18 protein-coding genes and 1 pseudogene are annotated in these 18,496 nt (G+C 64.1%); 9 read left to right on the top strand and 10 right to left on the bottom strand.

Annotated features, from left to right (window positions below; genetic code table 11):
• Positions 1-149: 149 nt before the first annotated feature.
• Positions 150-1,061: an IclR family transcriptional regulator gene (locus DSM43276_RS20120; RefSeq protein ID WP_078328096.1), complete on the bottom strand. Its 912-nt coding sequence runs from the start codon at positions 1,059-1,061 to the stop codon at positions 150-152.
• A gap of 119 nt (positions 1,062-1,180) precedes the next feature.
• On the opposite strand from DSM43276_RS20120, the gene DSM43276_RS20115 reads away from it, so the two are divergent.
• From DSM43276_RS20115 to dtd, 5 genes and pseudogenes are all read left to right on the top strand, one after another.
• On the top strand, positions 1,181-2,353 hold the full coding sequence (locus DSM43276_RS20115; protein ID WP_078328095.1) for a DUF1214 domain-containing protein: 1,173 nt from the start codon (positions 1,181-1,183) through the stop codon (positions 2,351-2,353).
• Positions 2,353-3,138, top strand: coding sequence for an SDR family oxidoreductase (locus DSM43276_RS20110; protein ID WP_078328094.1), 786 nt, complete (start codon positions 2,353-2,355; stop codon positions 3,136-3,138). The genes DSM43276_RS20115 and DSM43276_RS20110 overlap by 1 nt, the downstream gene beginning before the upstream one ends.
• A gap of 16 nt (positions 3,139-3,154) precedes the next feature.
• On the top strand, positions 3,155-4,330 hold the full coding sequence (locus DSM43276_RS20105) for a sulfotransferase family protein (RefSeq protein ID WP_078328093.1): 1,176 nt from the start codon (positions 3,155-3,157) through the stop codon (positions 4,328-4,330).
• Between the two features lie 61 nt (positions 4,331-4,391).
• Positions 4,392-5,694: pseudogene (locus tag DSM43276_RS20100) on the top strand (FAD/NAD(P)-binding protein).
• A gap of 1 nt (position 5,695) precedes the next feature.
• The gene (gene dtd / locus DSM43276_RS20095; RefSeq protein WP_078328092.1) at positions 5,696-6,127 is read left to right on the top strand and encodes a D-aminoacyl-tRNA deacylase; all 432 of its coding nucleotides are present in this window, start codon (positions 5,696-5,698) and stop codon (positions 6,125-6,127) included.
• Between the two features lies 1 nt (position 6,128).
• On the opposite strand, the gene DSM43276_RS20090 is transcribed toward dtd, so the two are convergent.
• Together DSM43276_RS20090 and DSM43276_RS20085 are read right to left on the bottom strand one after the other, a co-directional pair.
• On the bottom strand, positions 6,129-6,566 hold the full coding sequence (locus DSM43276_RS20090) for a hypothetical protein (RefSeq protein WP_078328140.1): 438 nt from the start codon (positions 6,564-6,566) through the stop codon (positions 6,129-6,131).
• Between the two features lie 52 nt (positions 6,567-6,618).
• On the bottom strand, positions 6,619-7,818 hold the full coding sequence (locus DSM43276_RS20085) for a 3-ketosteroid-9-alpha-monooxygenase, oxygenase component (RefSeq protein WP_078328139.1): 1,200 nt from the start codon (positions 7,816-7,818) through the stop codon (positions 6,619-6,621).
• A gap of 141 nt (positions 7,819-7,959) precedes the next feature.
• On the opposite strand from DSM43276_RS20085, the gene DSM43276_RS20080 reads away from it, so the two are divergent.
• Positions 7,960-8,481, top strand: a complete 522-nt coding sequence (locus DSM43276_RS20080) for a gamma carbonic anhydrase family protein (protein ID WP_078290238.1) — start codon at positions 7,960-7,962, stop codon at positions 8,479-8,481.
• A gap of 6 nt (positions 8,482-8,487) precedes the next feature.
• On the opposite strand, the gene DSM43276_RS20075 is transcribed toward DSM43276_RS20080, so the two are convergent.
• Positions 8,488-8,976, bottom strand: a complete 489-nt coding sequence (locus tag DSM43276_RS20075) for a nitroreductase family deazaflavin-dependent oxidoreductase (protein WP_078328091.1) — start codon at positions 8,974-8,976, stop codon at positions 8,488-8,490.
• 122 nt (positions 8,977-9,098) lie between these two features.
• Here DSM43276_RS20075 and DSM43276_RS20070 point away from each other — a divergent pair, with 122 nt between their 5' ends.
• Positions 9,099-10,445, top strand: coding sequence for an FAD-dependent oxidoreductase (locus DSM43276_RS20070; protein WP_078328090.1), 1,347 nt, complete (start codon positions 9,099-9,101; stop codon positions 10,443-10,445).
• 62 nt (positions 10,446-10,507) lie between these two features.
• Here the strand turns inward: DSM43276_RS20070 and DSM43276_RS20065 are convergent, their stop codons facing one another.
• From DSM43276_RS20065 to DSM43276_RS20050, 4 genes are read right to left on the bottom strand one after another with little or no spacing between them, the layout of a single operon-like run.
• Entirely contained in the window at positions 10,508-10,909 is a 402-nt protein-coding gene (locus tag DSM43276_RS20065; RefSeq protein ID WP_078328089.1) for a nuclear transport factor 2 family protein, read from the bottom strand.
• Positions 10,906-12,102, bottom strand: coding sequence for a thiolase domain-containing protein (locus DSM43276_RS20060; RefSeq protein ID WP_109555889.1), 1,197 nt, complete (start codon positions 12,100-12,102; stop codon positions 10,906-10,908). Before DSM43276_RS20060 ends, DSM43276_RS20065 begins: the two co-directional genes overlap by 4 nt.
• A 2-nt stretch (positions 12,103-12,104) precedes the next feature.
• Positions 12,105-13,172 carry a thiolase domain-containing protein gene (locus tag DSM43276_RS20055; protein WP_078328087.1) on the bottom strand — a complete coding sequence of 356 codons (1,068 nt, stop codon included), beginning with the start codon at positions 13,170-13,172 and terminating at the stop codon, positions 12,105-12,107.
• A complete protein-coding gene (locus DSM43276_RS20050) occupies positions 13,172-14,161 on the bottom strand; it encodes a Zn-ribbon domain-containing OB-fold protein (RefSeq protein ID WP_109555888.1) in 990 nt (329 codons plus the stop codon). The genes DSM43276_RS20055 and DSM43276_RS20050 overlap by 1 nt, the downstream gene beginning before the upstream one ends.
• Before the next feature lie 77 nt (positions 14,162-14,238).
• Here DSM43276_RS20050 and DSM43276_RS20045 point away from each other — a divergent pair, with 77 nt between their 5' ends.
• Positions 14,239-15,270 carry an LLM class F420-dependent oxidoreductase gene (locus DSM43276_RS20045; protein WP_078324024.1) on the top strand — a complete coding sequence of 344 codons (1,032 nt, stop codon included), beginning with the start codon at positions 14,239-14,241 and terminating at the stop codon, positions 15,268-15,270.
• A 3-nt stretch (positions 15,271-15,273) separates the two neighbouring features.
• Here the strand turns inward: DSM43276_RS20045 and DSM43276_RS20040 are convergent, their stop codons facing one another.
• Both DSM43276_RS20040 and DSM43276_RS20035 read right to left on the bottom strand, forming a co-directional pair.
• On the bottom strand, positions 15,274-15,891 hold the full coding sequence (locus DSM43276_RS20040) for an LON peptidase substrate-binding domain-containing protein (RefSeq protein ID WP_078328085.1): 618 nt from the start codon (positions 15,889-15,891) through the stop codon (positions 15,274-15,276).
• 32 nt (positions 15,892-15,923) lie between these two features.
• The gene (locus DSM43276_RS20035; RefSeq protein ID WP_078323183.1) at positions 15,924-16,733 is read right to left on the bottom strand and encodes a crotonase/enoyl-CoA hydratase family protein; all 810 of its coding nucleotides are present in this window, start codon (positions 16,731-16,733) and stop codon (positions 15,924-15,926) included.
• Between the two features lie 81 nt (positions 16,734-16,814).
• Here DSM43276_RS20035 and DSM43276_RS20030 point away from each other — a divergent pair, with 81 nt between their 5' ends.
• Positions 16,815-18,476 carry an acyl-CoA synthetase gene (locus tag DSM43276_RS20030; RefSeq protein ID WP_078328084.1) on the top strand — a complete coding sequence of 554 codons (1,662 nt, stop codon included), beginning with the start codon at positions 16,815-16,817 and terminating at the stop codon, positions 18,474-18,476.
• Positions 18,477-18,496 lie beyond the last annotated feature (20 nt).

The following is an 18,496-nucleotide window of genomic DNA, read 5'->3' as shown; positions in this document are numbered from 1 at the left end:
TCTGTACCGTATCGGTTCGTATTCGGTCCAGCCCAGAGTAGAACGTGTTCTCGTTGGGTGTCAATGGGATGCACGGACGAAACCGCCGAGTGTGCGCAGTGGTGCGCACGCTCGGCGGAAGGAGAGAGAGGGGGGCGTGAAGGGCGACGTCAGGCGGGCTTGATGCCGCCGATGTGTTCGGTGATTCCGTCCGCGGTGTGCACGAGCGCCTTGGCCCGGGCGGTGATCTCCGCATCGGTGAGGTCATCGCCGATATAGAGGCTCGCGACCATCGCCTGCTTGCCGTTGTGGTCGTAGACCGGCGCCGACATGACGTTCACCCGATGGCGCACCTTTGCCCCCGAGCCCACGGTGTAGTTCTCGCTGCGCAGGTACACCCGCTCGCCGATACCCGACACGATCTCCCCGAGCAGTGCGCGTAGCTCGTTGGGGATGTCGCCGGGCACCCCGGCCATGAGTGAGTACAGCTGCCGGCCGGCGGGTGTCAGTAGTTCGACAAGGTAGCCATCGGCACGGCATTCCTCGATCACCTTGCGCAGCCGCTCATCCGCGGTGCGGCCGGGCGCGGTCGGGTCCTTGGCCAGCCAGGAGGTGATGGTGTCATCGGTATCCCAGAGCACGAACATCAGGCCCACCGGCGGGGTGAACGGATAGCTCTGGCCGACCTCGACCCGCACGGGGTGGTCGGGGTCGCTGACCACTTCCAGCACGGTGACCCGGTCGCTGACCACCGCAGACAGCGCTGCGGTATGCCCGAATTCTCGCGTAAGCGTGAGCAATTGATCCCGGCTCGCGGGCTTGGCGCGCAGCGACTCCTGGGCTGCTCTGCCGACGCGGATGAGCGCGGGGCCCAGGCTGTACGTTTTGTCGCGGTCGTCCCTGATGAGATACCCGGATTCGGCAAGGGTGGTCACGATGCCCAGGCAGGTGGGCTTACTCAGGCCGAGGCGACGTGCCAATTCGGAGAGTCCGAAGCGTTCGGTGCGGTGCTGTGCCATGAAATTGAGTACGGCCATGACGCGTTCGGTGGGCGGGGACGTCCTACCTCGATCTTCGGCCAACCTGAAACCTCCTGTGTCGCTGCGCAGTTCCTGGCATTCTTGACGTACCTGGGCGCAGCACTCTACTGTCGGAGAGAATTCTACCACTGCGGTACAAATTTGTACCAGTCAGGAGCGCCATGTACAGCGAGGCATTCACGTCCGCGATCGCGGAGGCCGAAGAGCTGATCGTCGCGGCACCCCACATCGAAACCGAAGCCGATCTGCTTGAGGGGCTCCAGTATCTGGCGCAGGGGATCGCGGCCTGCACCCACATGGCGTTTCACACCGACCGTGATCATCCATTCCTGCTTTCCGGCACGGGGCCGTTCACGAAGATGGGGTTGGATAACCCCGACACCCTCTACTTCGGCGCCCGCGTCAACGGTGAGCACGAATACGTGGTCACCGGAAAGCGCGGCACCACTACCGATTTGAGCTTCCAGGTGCTCGGCGGCGGCGACTATACCGACAAGAATGTGCCCGGAAGCGCCATTGCCTTCGACGATCGCGACATCCACATCGAGAGCGACGGCAGCTTCGAGGTCCGTTTTGGCCCGGGGCCGGTCAGTGCGTCTCGGCCCAACTACTTCACGCTCGGGCCGGGGACAGCGCAGCTGGTCATGCGTGAGGTATACAGCGACTGGCGTGAGCAGCGCGGCAGTCTTGCCATCGCGCGGGTGGACACCGCGGGCACGGCGCCGGCCCCGCTGACGAAGGAACAGATCGAAAAGCGTTATGCAAGTGCGGGTAAGCAGCTGGTCAACCGAGTCAAGACATGGTTGCAGTTCCCCAAATGGTTCTACGACAACCTGCCTGTCAACACCATGACTGAGCCGCGGCTCACTCCCGGTGGTCTGGCCACCCAGTTCTCCTCGGTGGGCCACTACGACCTGGCGGACGACCAGGCCATGGTTATCACCGTTCCTCAATCCGATGCGCCGTACCAGGGTTTCCAGCTCGGAAGCCTCTGGTACATCTCGCTCGACTACATCAACCACCAGACCTCGCTGAATTCCAGCCAGGCTCAGGTGGACCCGGACGGCAACATTCGGATGGTGGTGAGTAATGCCAATCCCGGTGTCACCAACTGGATTGAGACGCTGGGGCACCGCCGTGCATACCTTCAGTTCCGGTGGCAGCGGGCCGATCGGCAGCTCACGGCCGCCGACGGCCCGAAGGTGGAGGTGGTCGCGACCGGTGATGTCTCCGCGAAATTGCCGCACTACGCGCTGAATCAGATCGACACGGAGGGCTGGCGCAGCCGTATCGCTGAACGCCAGAGGGCCATCGGTGCAAGGATGTTGGGCTGATGAGTCTCCTCGACTTCGCCGGCAAGGTTGTCGTCGTATCCGGTATCGGTCCGGGTCTCGGCGCCACATTGGCCACCAAGTTCGCCGCGGCCGGCGCGGATGTCGTTCTCGCGGCCCGCACGCAATCACGCCTCGACGAGGTCGCCGAACAGATCACCGCCGCCGGACGCACGGCCCTTACGGTGGCAACGGACATCACCGACGAGGCCAGCGTCGCGAATCTTGTCGAACGTGCGACGGAAACCTTCGGCAGCGTTGATGTTCTCGTCAACAACGCCTTCAGCATTCCGTCGATGAAATCCCTGGAGAAGACGGACTATCAACACATTCGCGATAGCGTCGAACTCACCGTGGTCGGTACGTTGCGGCTGACGCAAGAATTGGCCGCAGCGCTCGCCCAATCGAAGGGTGCGGTGGTCAACATCAATTCGATGGTCATCCGGCATTCGCAGATCCGCTATGGCAGTTACAAGATTGCCAAGGCAGCGCTGCTGGCCATGTCCCAATCGTTGGCCACGGAACTGGGGCCACAAGGAATTCGGGTCAATTCAGTGGTGCCCGGTTATATGTGGGGTGAAAACCTCAAGGGCTACTTCGAACATCAGGCCAAGAAGTACGGCGGCACCGTCGAGCAGATCTACGAGTACACGGCGGCGAACTCCGATCTCAAGCGGCTGCCGACCACCGACGAGGTGGCTAACGCCGTGCTTTTCCTCGCGTCCGACCTGGCGAGCGGCATCACCGGCCAGGCCCTCGATGTCAACTGCGGCGAATTCCACGCCTAGCCACAAGGAGATCAGTATGAGTTTTGACGAGAACGCTGTATCGAACGCACAGCGCACCAGCGTCGGCACCGTCGACGATCTCCACGAGTCGGCGACCCGGCTCATCGGTCTGGATGATTTCGGGGACGGGTCCGTCGATAACTATCGCGAAGCGCTCGGAGTGCTGCTGGACTCCTATCACGGCGAGGCCGGGCTGACCCCGTTGGGCTCCAAGATGTCTCGGGTCTTCCTGCGTGGCGCGCTGGGGGCCCGGTTGCTCAGCGAAGCCGCGTTCAAGGCGCATCCGGATCATGCGCAGGTGGCGATCGATCGGCCCATCTTCGTCACCGGCCTGCCTCGCACCGGCACCACCGCGCTGCATCGCCTCCTCAACGCCGACCCGATGCACCAGGGTCTGGAGATGTGGCTGGCCGATTTCCCGCAGCCCCGGCCGGCACGCGACACCTGGGATACCAACCCCGTGTACCAGCAGCTGGAAGAGCAGTTCTCCAAGCATCATGTGGAGAACCCGGAATTCATGGGCCTGCATTACATGTCGGCCACCGAGGTGGAGGAATGCTGGCAGTTGTTGCGACAGTCGGTGCATGCGGTGTCGTATGAATGTCTTGCGCACGTGCCCACCTATGCTCAGTGGCTGTCGCAGCAGGACTGGACACCGGCATATCGGCGTTACAAGGCCAACCTGCAGCTGATCGGTCTCAACGACATCGAAAAGCGTTGGGTACTCAAGAATCCGAGCCATCTATTCGCCCTTGATGCGCTCATGGAGGTGTACCCGGACGCGTTGGTCATCCAGACACATCGCCCGGCCGAGACCATCATTGCCTCGGTCTGCTCGCTCAACGAGCACGCGACGGCGGGGTGGTCGGAGACCTTCGTTGGGGCCACCCTCGGCGCCGACCAGCTGGATACCTGGGCCCGCGGCCTGGAGTCGTTCAAGTCCGCGCGCAGCAAGTATGACGAGGCACAGTTCTGTGATGTCGACTACTTCGACTTCATCTCCGACCCGATTGGCACCGTCGAATCCATCTATCGACACTTCGGACTGGAGCTGTCGGCGTCCGCGCTGGTCGAGATGCAGAAGATGAACGATGAAAGCCAAAGGGGCCCGCGCGCACCCAAGCATGTGTACTCGCTCGCCGACTATGGGCTGAGCAAGGAAGCGGTAATGGAGCGCTTCGCGGGGCTGTGATGTCGTTCTTCGCGCAAGCGGCTAATCCTGTGTTGTTGGTCTTCGCGCAAGCGGCTCATCCATGACCCATGTCGCCGTCGTAGGGGCGGGCGCGGCCGGCACGATGGCTGCCCTGCATTTACTGCGGCACAAAGATTCACGGGCGCTACGTCTGACCGTGATCGACCCCGACGCGAGTACCGGGCCGGGAGTTCCCTATCGCACCACCGATCCGCGCCATCTCCTGAATGTCCCCGCGGGCAGGCTCAGCGCCGACGCCAGCGAGCCACTGGATTTCGTGGACTGGCTGGGCGGCAATGGCCTCACGGGCGCGGGCCCCGAGGATTTCGTTCCCCGGGGACTGTTCGGACGTTATCTCTCCAGAGCCTTCGATGGAGCGCGCGGTGATCGTGTCACCCGTATCCATCGCCGAGCCGTCGCGGTGGCGGTGCACGGCCATGGGCTCACGGTCACCCTGTGCAATGGCGACAGCGTGCAGGCTGACGCCGTAGTTCTGGCGGCCGGCCCGAATACTCCCGGAACAGACTGGGCGTCAACGTGGTTGCGATAGCGCGCTGTTCGTGAACGATCCCTGGCGCCCGGGTGCACTCGACGGCCTTCCGGAAGACGGCGATCTACTGCTCGTCGGAACGGGTCTGACGATGGCCGATCTCGCCTGCACGCTACGGCGGCCCGATCGCGTCGTGCACGCGATCTCACGCAGTGGGCTCCTGCCACGAGCGCATCGACTGGATCCGCCCTCGCCGGTGTCGGCCCCCGCCTTCACTATCGATCGCGGGCAGGTGCTGGAACGTTCGGTGCGCTATGTCCAGGATGTGATCGCTCAGGGCGGTGACGCGTGCGTTGCCGTGGATGCGCTGCGTCCCCATGCCGGCGCGCTCTGGGCGGGGATGACAGACGATGAGCGCGCCCGATTCCTGCGAAAGTACCGCAGGCTATGGGACATTCACCGTCACCGGATGGCACCGCGGACCGCCGCCCAGGTCGATCAGTACCTCGGTGACGGGGGGTTGCAGATCCATCGTGCGGAATTGCTGGATACCGTTGCCGCCGGTACCGGAGCCCGGGCGACCTTGTCGACGGGGAAGGTCCTGGAAGTACGCGCAGTGATCAATTGCACCGGCCCGCAATACGACATCACTACCGGCGCCGATCCATTGTGGAGCCAACTCCTTGCCGGCGGCTTGGTGAAACCCGGCCCACTGAACCTCGGATTGGATACCGACGCCGAAGGAAGGATTCTTCCGGGGGTGGCGCCGATGTGGACACTCGGGCCGCTGCGGCGCGGGAACCTCTGGGAAACAACGGCATTCGTGGAGATCAGGGCGCAGGCGGAACGATTGGCAGCGCTGATAGGGTCATAACGTGCGTGTTCTGGTGCAGCGAGTCGCCTCGGCGTCGGTGTCCGTGGACGGGGCGGTGGTCGGCGCGATCCGCCCCGAAGGTCAGGGTCTGCTGGCGCTGGTGGGTGTCACCCACGACGACGATGGCGACAAGGCCGCGCAGCTCGCGGAAAAACTGTGGCAATTGCGCATTCTCGACGACGAGAAGTCCGCTGCCGATCTCGGTGCCCCGATACTGGTCATCAGTCAATTCACGCTGTACGCCAACACAAAGAAGGGGCGTCGTCCGGCGTGGAACGCGGCGGCGCCCGGAGGTGTCGCCGAACCTATCGTGACGGCGTTCGCAGAGGCCCTGCGGAACCTCGGCGCACACGTGGAAGCGGGGGTGTTCGGTGCGCACATGCAGGTCGAACTGATCAACGACGGTCCGGTGACCGTGCTGTTGGAGCTGTAGGTCAGCCGTCCCCGGGAGGGGCGGCCGTGCAGATCTGATCGAGACAACCCTCGGCGACGGCATGCGCGATGCTGTCGGACAAACGCGGGCATCCGCGCACCCGAGCCGTGTTGGTGCCCTCCTCACGCATCTGCGCGAAAAAGGCACATCGCCCGGCCGCTGCGGTATTCCATTGCACAGCAGTGTGATTGATGCTGAGTTTCTTGACCATCACCGAGCCATGACAGAACCGGCAGTCGACTTCCTGTAGGCCGGAGGTCAGATACCGCTGCTTGTCCCCCTCGGTGGCCTCGTGCAGCTGCGCGGCCCGATCCGGTTCGTGTTCGAATGCCGGCGCCTTCGACCAGTGGCCGTTCGGGCGCCCCGTCGATGGATGATCGTGATCGTCTTCCCCGTGGGCGCCATGCAGTGCCAGCATCGACTGAGCCAGCTCCTCCACGCTGGGAGGGCTGGTGTTGGCCTCAGTCGATTCTGAAACTTCGGTCATAGCACTAGCTTTGCGTCGCCTCGGCGGGAGCTTCGGTCTCGGCTTGAGATTCTGCGGAAGCCTTTTCGTCCGCTTGGCGCTTCAGGTTCTCGTCGACCTCACCGTGCCAGAACTCGTTGGCCTTGGTGGTGTCGATCTCGAGCTCGAAGCGGTCCGTCATCTCCGCCGTGACGTCGGCCTTGTTGACGTAGAACTGCGAGTACCAGCGGCGCATCTGATAGACGGCGCCGTCCTCCTCGACCAGCAGCGGGTTGTCGATGCGGGTCTTGTTCTTCCAGATCTCGACGTCCTGCAGGAAGCCTTGTCCCACACCCTTGGTCATGGCGCGCGAGAGCTTCCCGGTCATCTTCTCGTCCATGCCCTCGGGCTTCTGGACCATGACGCCATACTGCAGCACAAACGAGTTCTGGTCGATGGGGTAGTGGCAGTTGATCAGGATCGACTCGGCCTTGTAGCCGCCATAGTTGTTGTGCAGCCAGTTGATCATGAAGGACGGCCCGAAGTACGAGGCCTCCGAATCCAGGATCTGCTCGCCGGTGTACTGCGAGGAACCGCCCAGTTGCACGTCGGGACGACCGACGGTACGCAGGTACTGCGAGGCGATGTGGCCCTCGAAGACGTTCTTGAAGAACGTCGGGAATCCGAAGTGGATGTAGTAGAAGTGCGCCATATCGGTGACGTTGTCCACGATTTCGCGGCAGTTGGAACCCTCGATGACGATGGTGTTCCAGTCCCAGGTGGTCCAGCCGTCATCGGCGAACTCCGGAACTTCCGGAATCTCAACGTCATCCGTCGGACCGTTGCCCTCGGCGTCATGCCAGACGAACAGCAGACCGCTTTTCACGTCGGTGGTCCAGCTGCGGGTACGGGCCAGCTTGGGGGTGCGTTTGGCGTAAGGAACAAGCTTGCACTTGCCGTCACCGCCCCAGCGCCAATCGTGGAACGGGCAGGCGACGTTGTCGCCCTTGACGGTTCCCTGGGACAGGTCGCCTCCCATGTGGCGGCAGTAGCCGTCGAGCACCTTGATATTGCCCTGGGTATCGGCGAAGACGACCAGCTTGGTGCCGAACGCGTCGATGGAGTGCGGCTCCCCGTCCCGGAACGACTCCGCGACGCCGAGGCAGTGCCAACCACGGGCATAGCGCGTGGGAAGTTCGCCGACGTCAATCTCGCGAACGCCGATTCCTGCGGTATCTGTGCTCATGGCGGGGCTGCCTCCAAGTGTTTCGATGCTGGTCGCTGTGGCGACCATCTTCAACTAGAACATGTTACAGTTTTGCGCCCCCGAAGCGCAAGAAATATGCCTGCCACAAGCGGAAATAGTGGCTTTGGCTAGTGTCTGCGCATGCCTTTGTACTCACTCGACGGAAAAAGCCCGAGCGTCCACCCGGAGGCGTTTGTCGCGCCGACCGCCTGTCTCATCGGAGATGTCACGGTGGAAGCCGGTGCTTCGATCTGGTTCAACACGGTCATCCGCGCCGATTACGCGCCGATTGTGATCCGGGCGGGGGCCAACATTCAGGACGGGTCAGTGCTGCACAGCGACCCGGGGATGCCGGTAGATATCGGTGAAGGCGCGACAGTGGCTCATATGTGTCTGGTGCACAGCTGCACGGTGGGTGACGGCGCCCTGATCGGAAATCACGCGACGGTGCTCGACGGCGCCTCCATCGGCTCGCGCAGCATGGTGGCCGCGGGTTCGTTGGTGCTGGGCGGCACGCAGATCCCCGAGGACGTGCTGGTCATGGGGTCGCCCGCCAAGGTCAAGGGGCCCGTCGCGGGCACTGCGGCGGAGTTCCTGACCAAGGGTGTTCCCGCCGCGTACCAGGCGCTGGGAACGCGTTATCTGGCCGGTTTGGACACGTAACAGCCGCTACGCCGGCCCCGGCGTCTTAGTCAGCTGCAGGCATTCGGGCACATTGAACACCCGCAGCATCCGCAGTTCCTTGGCCGGGAGCTGCGATCGCACCTGCGCGGTGGGGACCACCCGCGGATTGGCCAGTGCGAGCCGCTCGCCTGCCCGGAGTAACTCGGCTCCGCCCTGGGTGGTCACATTGCGCACCCAATCGGCCGACTGCCCATAAGGCAGAAGGATCAGCACAGTGCCGTCCACGGCGTCGAAGGCTTCCACCGGCGTTTCGTAGGCCTGGCCGCTGCGCCTGCCGTTGTGCCGGATGACGGCAGTGGAGGTGGCATCGGTTCCGGCGGCAGACATGACCTTCGGGTTGGTTACGGCGCGATTGAACCGGCGGATTGCGTTGAGAATCGGGCGGATCTGCAGACGGATGCCCGCTACGAGCAGGGCGAACAGGGCAAGGGGCACCACGAGGACAACAGCGACGACGATCAACACGATGACCACGTGATCAGGTTACTGAGATCCGATCGGAGTGTGACCGGGATCTCGGGACGTACGTCCCACTCTCTTCGGAATCCTTTTTAGGCTTGCCTTACCTAATCGATGTCCGAATCAAAGGGGATGGCATGAGGAAGATCCGAGTCGCGGTTATCGGCGCTGGTCCAGCCGGTATCTACGCCGCCGACATCCTCACCAAGGAGTATGAGCAGGCCCAGGTCGACGTGTTCGATCGGCTGCCCGCGCCCTATGGCCTGGTGCGCTACGGCGTGGCTCCCGATCATCCCCGCATCAAGGAGATCATCAAGGCGCTGCGCCGGGTGCTCGCACGTGACGAGATTCGGTTCATCGGCAACGTCCACTACGGCACCGACATCAAGCTCTCGGATCTGCGGCGCTTCTATGACGCGGTGATCTTCTCGACCGGTGCGCGCGCCGATCGTGAGCTTGAGATCCCCGGTATCGATCTTCCGGAAAGCTACGGCGCCGCTGACTTTGTCTCGTGGTACGACGGTCATCCCGATGTTCCACGGGACTGGCCGCTGAACGCCAAGAGCGTCGCCGTGCTGGGTGTCGGAAATGTGGCCCTGGATATCGCGCGCATGCTGGCCAAACCCGCCGATGAACAGCTCGGCACCGAGATTCCCGCCAACGTCTATCAGGGCCTGGCCCTCAACCAGGCGACCGATGTGCATGTCTTCGCGCGGCGCGGTCCGGCTCAGATCAAGTTCAGCCCCATGGAGTTTCGCGAGCTGTCGCACTCGCCGAGTGTGGACGTCATCGTGCATCCGGAGGGGTTTGAGATCGACGAGGGAAGCCAGCAGGCCATCAATTCCAGTAAGGCCACCAAACTCGTCGTCGACACCATGATGAAGTACCTGGATCAGGAGCCCACCGGCGCCCCGCATCGCATTCACATCCACCTGTGCCAGGCACCCGCGGCGGTGCTGGGAATCGACCGGGTGGAGGCCCTGCGCACCGAGCGCACCGAGCTCATCGGCGACGGAACTGTCAGGGGTACAGGGGAATACACTGACTGGCCGGTGCAGGCGGTCTATCGCGCAGTCGGGTACATCTCCTCACACCTGGCGGATCTGCCGTTCGACCACCACGCCGGGGTCGTCCCGCACGATGCCGGGCGGGTGCTCGATATCGACGGAATTCCGGTCGAATCGACCTACGTCACGGGATGGGTCAAGCGCGGACCCGTGGGATTGATCGGACACACCAAATCCGATGCCGCCGAGACGATTGCCAGCCTTCTTGCAGACCTCCCGGGTATTCAACCCGCCGAAATCTCCGACCCCGATGCGATTTTCGCGCATCTGCGGGGAAGCGGGATTGACTACACCACCTGGGAGGAGTGGGAACGGCTCGATGCTCACGAGGTAGCCCTCGGTGAGGAACAGGGTCGCGAACGCATCAAAGTGGTACCGCGCGAGGAGATGATCAGCGCCGGGCGCCAGGCCTCTTAGCGCGAAGACGTCAAGGCCTCCGTCGCTGCGGGCGCGGGGGCCTTGACGTGTGTCCGGCGGAGTTAGATCTTGCGTGCGGTCCCGGCGACCTTGTCGAATTCCCAATAGGCGCGCAACACGACGAGCTTGCCCTCGTCGTTGGCCTCGTAGGTGAACACGCCCTCGGCCGTCATCTGGTAGCCGTTCATCGTGGTGACGATCCGGCCGACGTTGGCCTGATGGGTGCCGCAGTCATAGGTGGCATCGAAGATGAAATCCAGCTTCTCGGTGGGCGCGATGATGTTGTCCCAGAAGGCCGAAATGGCCTCCTTGCCGCGATGACCCTTGCCCTCGGGATCGAAGGGGGATGGACCCACTGGATCCTGCACCACGCCGTCCTCGGCGAAGTTGTCGACCCAGGCCTGCTTGTCGCGGGCGTCGACGGCTGCGCGGGACCGCTTGCCCGCTCCATCTGCGAGGCTCATGCCTTACTCCCATTCCTTGCGGGCTTTTCGCTCCCCACGACCCACATCGAGTAGTACTGCGAGCCGCCGCCGTAGGCGTGACCCAATGCCTTCTTCGCGTCCGGCACCTGATGGTCACCGGCCTTGCCCATCACCTGGATAGCGGCCTCGGCGAACCGGATAAGGCCCGAGGCCCCAATCGGGTTCGAGGAGAGCACGCCGCCGGAGGCGTTGACGGGGATCTTGCCACCGATGGCGGTCTCGCCGGCTTGGGTCAGCTTCCAGCCCTCACCCTCGGCCGCGAACCCCAGGTTCTCCAGCCACATCGGCTCGAACCATGAGAACGGCACGTAGATCTCCGCGGCGTCGATCTCGTCGATTGGGCTGGTGATTCCCGCATCGCGCCACAGCGCCGCCGCGGCATCACGTCCCGCTTGCGGGTTCACCCGGTCACGCCCGGTGTAGTCGAGCGGCTCCGTGCGTAGCGCGGTGGCGTGCACCCAGGCGACCGTATGGCCATCGGCGATACGGCGATCGGCAGTCTCTTCGTCTCCCACCACGATCGCACAGGCGCCGTCCGAGGATGGGCAGGTCTCGTCGAAACGGATCGGGTCCCACAGCATCGGCGAGGCCATCACCTTCTCGACGGTGATATCGGGCTGCTGCAGGTGTGCCAGCGGATTCTTCGCCGCGTTGAGCCGGTCCTTCACCGCGACGATGGCTCCGGTATCCAGTGGGGCCTTGGAACGCTCGATGTATGCGCGCACATGCGGGGCGAAGTAGCCGCCCGCGCCCGCACCCACCGGCACCGAGAACGGCACCGGAATCGACAACGCCCACATGGCATTCGACTCAGACTGCTTTTCCCACGCCAGCGCGAGGACTCGCCGGTACTTGCCCGACTGCACCAGACTGGCCGCCACCACACCGGTGGAGCCGCCGACCGAGCCGGCGGTATGCACCCGGATCATGGGCTTTCCGGTCGCGCCGATCGCGTCCGCCATGAACAGCTCGGGCATCATCACGCCCTCGAAGAAATCGGGGGCCTTACCCACGACGACGGCGTCGATATCGTCCCAGTCGACACCCGCATCGACCATCGCTCGATCAATCGCCTCGCGGACAAGGCCATTCATGGAGACATCGTGGCGCTTGGCGACGTACTTGGTCTGCCCGGTGCCGATGACGGCAGCGAGGTTCTTTGATGCACCCACGATTACTTACCCTCCAGCACAGCGACCAGGTTCTGCTGAAGTACTGGCCCGCTGGTCGCGTGAGCCAGCACGCGCTGTGCCGAACCATTCCAGATATGTTGTGCGGCAAAGCCAATCCGCTCCAACCCGGCCGAGAACATCGGGTTGGCCACCAGCGCGCCACCCGAGGGGTTGACGGTTGTGGAGTCCTTGAGGCCGATGGCCTCGGCGAGGATCAGCTGCTGATGACTGAACGGGGCGTACAACTCGGCCACCTCGATCGACCCGGTATCGCCGCCGGTCGCGGCGGCCGCCGACGCGGCTGTTGACGGAGAGGTCGTGAGGTCACGGGCGCCGAGTATCGGTGTCTCGATGCGATGCTCGAATCCGGTGATCCACGCGGGGTTTTCGCGCAGCTCGCGGGCACGGTCCGCAGAGGCCAACACCATGATCGAAGCGCCATCGGAGATCGGCGCGATGTCGTGTTTGTGTAGCGGATCGGCGAAATATTCTCGCGCCAGCAGCTCGTCGATGCTCGATGCCGCGGCCTCGGAGTCCACCCGCGCAGCGCGGCCGAAGGCGTCGAGGGCAACCTGTGCCATCTGCTCCTTGGTCCACTTGCCCGAATCCAGGCCGAGGCGCGCCTGCAGTGCGGCCATGGACACCGAATCGGGCCACAGCGGCGCAACGGTGTACGGATCAGTTTGCAGGGCAAGGACTCTGCGCAGAGTGCCGGCGGAGGACTTCCCGAATCCATAGACGAGCGCGGTCTCGACCTGTCCGGTGAGGATCTTGATGTAGGCCTCGTACAGCGCCCACGCCGCGTCCATTTCCACATGAGACTCGTTGATCGGCGGTACCGCACCGATCGAGTCGATCGCCGAGATGAACGAGAAGGCACGCCCGGCCAGATAGTCGGACGACCCGGAGCACCAGAAACCGATATCCGACTTGCTGATTCCGAGGTCGGCGTAGATCTGCCGGAAACAGGGCACCAGCATCTCGACACCGTTGGTGGTGGCCTCGGTACTGCGAACGTGAGGGGAATGGGCGAAGCCCACAACTGCTACTGCGGGGGCAGCGGAACTCATCAGATCCGGTCCTTGTAGGTCTCGTAGTCGGCGTCGGGTTCACCGGTGGGGCGGAAGTACTGGATGTTGTCGATCCCGTATCCCCACTCCTCCTTGGGTTTCCACACTGCCTCGACCCGCATGCCCATGCGGACATCCGCCGGGTCGATGTCGTAGACGAGGTGCAGGAACGGAATATCGGCACCGTCGAGCAGTACGTAGGCGGCCACGTACGGCGGCTTGATGCGCTGCCCGGGGAATGGGATGTTGATGATCGCGAAGGTGGTGACGACGCCCTTGTCGGCCACTTGCACCAGGTCGGAGGTGGGCTCACCGGTCAGGGGATCGGCACCCCGAGCAGGGAAGTAGACCCGTCCGCCCGCGCCGGTGCGGCCGCCGAGCAGCTTGCCCTCGGCCAGTGCGCGCAGGTAGGCACTCTCTTCGGGTGAGGTGATGTGCTGAACTTCGAGCCGGATGGGAGTGACCTGCATGGTCACCGGCTCCTGATCCGGTGCGGGGGCCGGCACGTCAACCGGCCGATCCCCGAGTGCGAAGTAGGCGATATCGGTGATCGCGCCGACCGTCTCGTCGGCCCACACCGCGTGCACGCGGGCACCGGTCTCGATTCCCGCGGAACCCGTGGCCCCCGCATCAACAGCGTGCAGCAGCGAGGTGTCCGCGCCGTCGAGCTTGATGAGCGCCCAGGCGAACGGTTTGGCCAGCGGCTGGCCCTCCAGCGGCTCCTGCTGCCACGACCAGGACTGGATCGTGCCCACGCTCGACACCGGCACCACATCGCTCAGTGGCGCGTAGGTCACCGGGTCGTACTCGGCCGCGGGTACGTGAACCCGGCCGTCACTGCCACGGGTGCCGACAATCTGCCGATCGCGTAGGGCGGTGAAGAACTTGGAGAGGGTCGGTCCCACCGAACGGGTGTAATCAAAAGACAGTTCGAGGGGTGCCGTCAGGAGGGGCAATTGCCCGGTTGTGCTGCTTTGGCTGACTGTCACACCCCCGAGTAGAACAAGTTCTAGTTTTTTTCGCAAGGGTGGTGGTCGCGGCATATCCGGCCGGTTACAGTCGGGCCATGAAATTCGGATTGCAGCTGGGATACTGGTCGGCCTCTCCGCCGGACAATGCGGCCGAACTGGTGGCCGCCGCCGAAGAGGGCGGATTCGATGCCGTCTTCACGGCCGAGGCCTGGGGTTCCGACGCGTACACCCCGCTGGCCTGGTGGGGATCGGACACCAGTCGTATCCGGCTGGGCACCTCGGTCATTCAGCTTTCGGCGCGAACGCCGACGGCGTGCGCCATGGCGGCCCTGACCCTGGATCACCTCTCCGGCGGCCGCCACATCCTTGGGCTGGGCGTATCGGGACCCCAGGTGGTGGAGGGCTGGTACGGACAGCCGTTCCCCAAGCCCCTAGCTCGGACTCGTGAATACATCGACATCATCAGGCAGGTGCTGGCCCGTGAGGCGCCCGTGCGCAGCGACGGTCCCCACTATCCGCTGCCGCTGACCGGGGATAAGGCCACCGGGCTGGGCAAGCCCCTCAAGCCGATCGTGCATCCGCTGCGTTCTGATATCCCCATCTTTCTCGGGGCCGAGGGCCCGAAGAACGTCGCGCTGACCGCTGAGATCGCCGACGGCTGGCTGCCCATGTTCTACGCGCCGCGACTGGCCGACATGTACAACGAATGGCTCGATGAGGGCTTCGCACGTCCCGGTGCCCGGCGTGGCCGTGCGGATTTCGAGATTGCCGCCACCGCACAGGTCATCGTCACCGACGATCGCCGCTCGGTGCTCGATCAGCTGAAGCCGTTCTCCGCCTTGTACATCGGAGGCATGGGTGCGGTGGAACTGAACTTCCACGCCGAGGTGTATCGGCGCATGGGTTACGGCGAGGTGGTGGACGAGGTCACCGAGCTGTTCCGCACCAATCGCAAGGACAAAGCGGCCGAAGCGATTCCGGACGAGCTGGTACTCGACACCACGATCGTCGGAACCGAGGCCGAGGTGCGCGAGCAGATCAAGGCGTGGGAAGCCGCCGGGGTCACCATGCTGGTGGTCGGCTGCCGCAGCGTCGAGCACATCAAGCAACTGTCGGCGCTGACGTAGCAGCTAGCGTTCGGACTCGCGGAAGTCGAGCATCGCGTTGACGGTGTCGACGGCCTCGTTCAGTGCGGTGACCCGCGTCGCCAGGGTGGGTGCGGCCAGCACGGCATGCCGGTCGGCCTGACCCATGGGCACGCGAGATGCTAATGCGTACAACCGTTTTTCTGCGCCGCTCGGCAGCCCGGTGGCGATCGACCAACGGCGGGGGAGTCGGACCTGCTGCGCGGTTGCGACCCGTCGCAGCAAGTTCTCGATACGTGCCTGCACCTCATTGAGGGCGCTCAACGGCAGCACCCGATCATCGAGTTCGTCGGGCCAGGGTTCGGTCTCGGCGCGCGGATACGGATCGTCCTCGAGCCACCGGGTGATTCGTATCCGATGTGCGCCCTCGCAGCGCAACGCGAAACGCTCCGCCCCGAGCGACTCGCAGTCGAGAACCCGGGCGGCGGTCCCCACGTCATGCCGGATGTCTCCACCACCGACCTCCCGGCCGCGGGCGATCAGAACGACACCGAAGGTGTGGTCGGCGGCCATCACATCGCGGACGAGAGCGACATAGCGCGGCTCGAAGATGCGCAGCGGTAGGGGCTCACCGGGCAGCAGTACCGACTGCAGCGGGAACATGGGCGTCACCCGCCCACACTATGCGTGCTGGCTTATGTCCCGGTGAAGTTGGGTGCGCGCTTCTCGGCGAAGGCGCGCGGGCCCTCTTTGGCGTCGTTACTGGTGAAGACGCCGATGCCCACCTTGGTATCGGCCTTGAACGCCTCGTTCTCGTGCAGGCCCTCCGAATCGCGGATGGTCTTGAGCACGGCCTGCACGGCGACAGGTCCGTTCGCCGCGATCATCGCCGCCAGCTCCAGTGCCTTCTCCAGTGCCTGCCCATCGGGGACCACATGCCCGATGAGTCCGATTTCCTTGGCCTCGGGAGCTTTGATGTGCCGTCCGGTCAGCAGAATGTCGGCGGCGACGGTGTACGGGATCTGGCGGGGGAGGCGCACTGCCGATCCCCCCATCGGGTACAAGCTCCACTTCACCTCGGAGACACCGAATTTGGCGCTCTCGCCGGCGACGCGGATATCGGTGGCCTGCAGAATCTCGGTTCCGCCGGCGATCGCGGGTCCCTCCACCGCGGCGATCAGCGGCTTGGTCAGGCGGCGGCCCTTGAGAAGCCCGGGGATGACCGAGGGGTCGTAGCTGCCGTCGGAGAACTGATCACCCGGGGCGCGCTTGTTCATGGCCTTGAGATCGGCCCCCGCGCAGAAGTACCCGCCGGCGCCGGTCAGGATGCAGACGCGAACCTCGGGATCATTGTCGACGCGGTCCCACGCCTGCGTCATGATCTCCAGCATGTCGCCCGAGAGGGCATTGCGCGCGTGCGGACGGTTCATCGTCACGATCAGCACGTGGTCGCGTAACTCCACCAGAGCGTGGGGTGCGTCCTGCTCGGTCACTGTCTCGGTCATGGTCTTTCCTCCGTGTTTCCGTCCAAGAGGAACCCCTCAGTGGGGCCGGGGCTTGTCTAAAAATGTAACACGTTCTAATTTATGGACATGGCCCTTAACATTGCCGACCTCACCGAGCATGCAATCGACACTATGCCCGATCGTGTTGCCATCATTTCTGGCGATCGGAAGCTGACATACGCCGAGCTTGAGGAGCAGGCCAACCGTCTAGGTCATTTCCTGCAGAGCCAGGGTGTCGGCCCCGGCGACAAGGTTGGCCTGTACTGCCGAAACGGTATCGAGATCGTCGTCGCGCTCGTCGCCATCGTGAAGATCCGCGCGATATCGGTCAACGTCAACTATCGCTACGTCGAGTCCGAGCTGCACTACCTGTTCGAGAACTCGGACATGGTCGCGTTGGTGCACGAGCGGCGGTACAGCGACAAGGTCGCAAACGTGCTGCCGAGCACGCCGAACGTCAAGACCGCGATCGTCGTCGAAGACGGCAGTGACGGCGCAGGCGTGGACTTCCGCAGTTACGGCGGTGTCGCGTTCGCGGATGCCCTCGCACAGGGATCTCCGGAACGCGACTTCGAGGAGCGCAGCCCCGACGACATCTTCCTCATTTACACCGGCGGCACCACCGGCTTCCCCAAGGGCGTGATGTGGCGGCACGAGGATATCTACCGATCTCTGTTCGGCGGCATCAACTACGTCACCGGGGAGGTTGTCGAGGGTGAATGGGATCTGGCCACGCAGGGCGCTGAGGCCGCGCCGTTCATCGGGTTCCCGATCCCACCGATGATCCACGGCGCCACCCAGGCCGCCACGTTCATGGCCTTGTTCAGCGGCCGGACCACGGTGCTGGCACCGGAATTCGATCCCGACGGTGTGTGGGACACCATCGAGAAGAACAAGGTCAACATGCTGTTCTTCGCCGGGGACGCCATTGCCCGCCCGCTCATCGATGCGCTGGACACCGATAAGGGCCGGGCGCGCGATCTGTCCTCGCTGTGGGTGCTGGCCAGCAGCGCCGCGCTCTTCTCGCAGACGGTCAAGGAGCGCTACCTTGAGCTGCTGCCCAACCGCATGATCACCGATGCCATCGGTTCCTCGGAGACGGGCACCGGCGGCCTGAGCAGCGTGGCAAAGGGGCAGATGCACCCCGGCGGCCCGACCGTCAAGATCAGCTCCACCACAACGGTTCTCGACGAAGAAGGCAACCCGATCGCGCCCGGTTCCGGGGTGCGCGGCCTCATCGCCAAGAGCGGCCACATCCCGGTCGGATACCTCAAGGATGAGAAGAAGACCGCCGAGACATTCAAGACGTTCAATGGGGTCCGGTACGCGATTCCGGGTGACTGGGCGACCGTGGAGGCCGACGGCACCGTCACGATGCTCGGCCGTGGGTCCGTCTCCATCAACACCGGCGGCGAGAAGGTGTTCCCCGAAGAGGTCGAGAGCGTTCTCAAGGGCCACCCCGCCGTGTTCGACGCGGTTGTCGTCGGTGTGCCCGACGAGAAGTGGGGACAGCATGTGGGTGCCGTGATCGCGGTGCGCGACGGTGTACCGCTCACCTTCGAGGACCTGGACAGCCACGCGCGCAAGGAGATCGCCGGATACAAGGTGCCGCGCAGCGTCTGGATTGTGGACACCGTCAAGCGCAACCCCGCGGGCAAGGCCGACTACCGCTGGGCCAAGGAGGTCTCGGAGACCGAGAAGGTAGACCTCGTGAACACCAAGCACGTCAACACGGGAGCCTGATCCATGCCTGATGGCCTTCG

The organism is Mycobacteroides salmoniphilum, from assembly GCF_004924335.1.
Classification (GTDB): domain Bacteria; phylum Actinomycetota; class Actinomycetes; order Mycobacteriales; family Mycobacteriaceae; genus Mycobacterium; species Mycobacterium salmoniphilum.
Note: the sequence above shows the minus strand (reverse complement) of the source record. Positions and strands in the feature narration are given on the sequence as shown.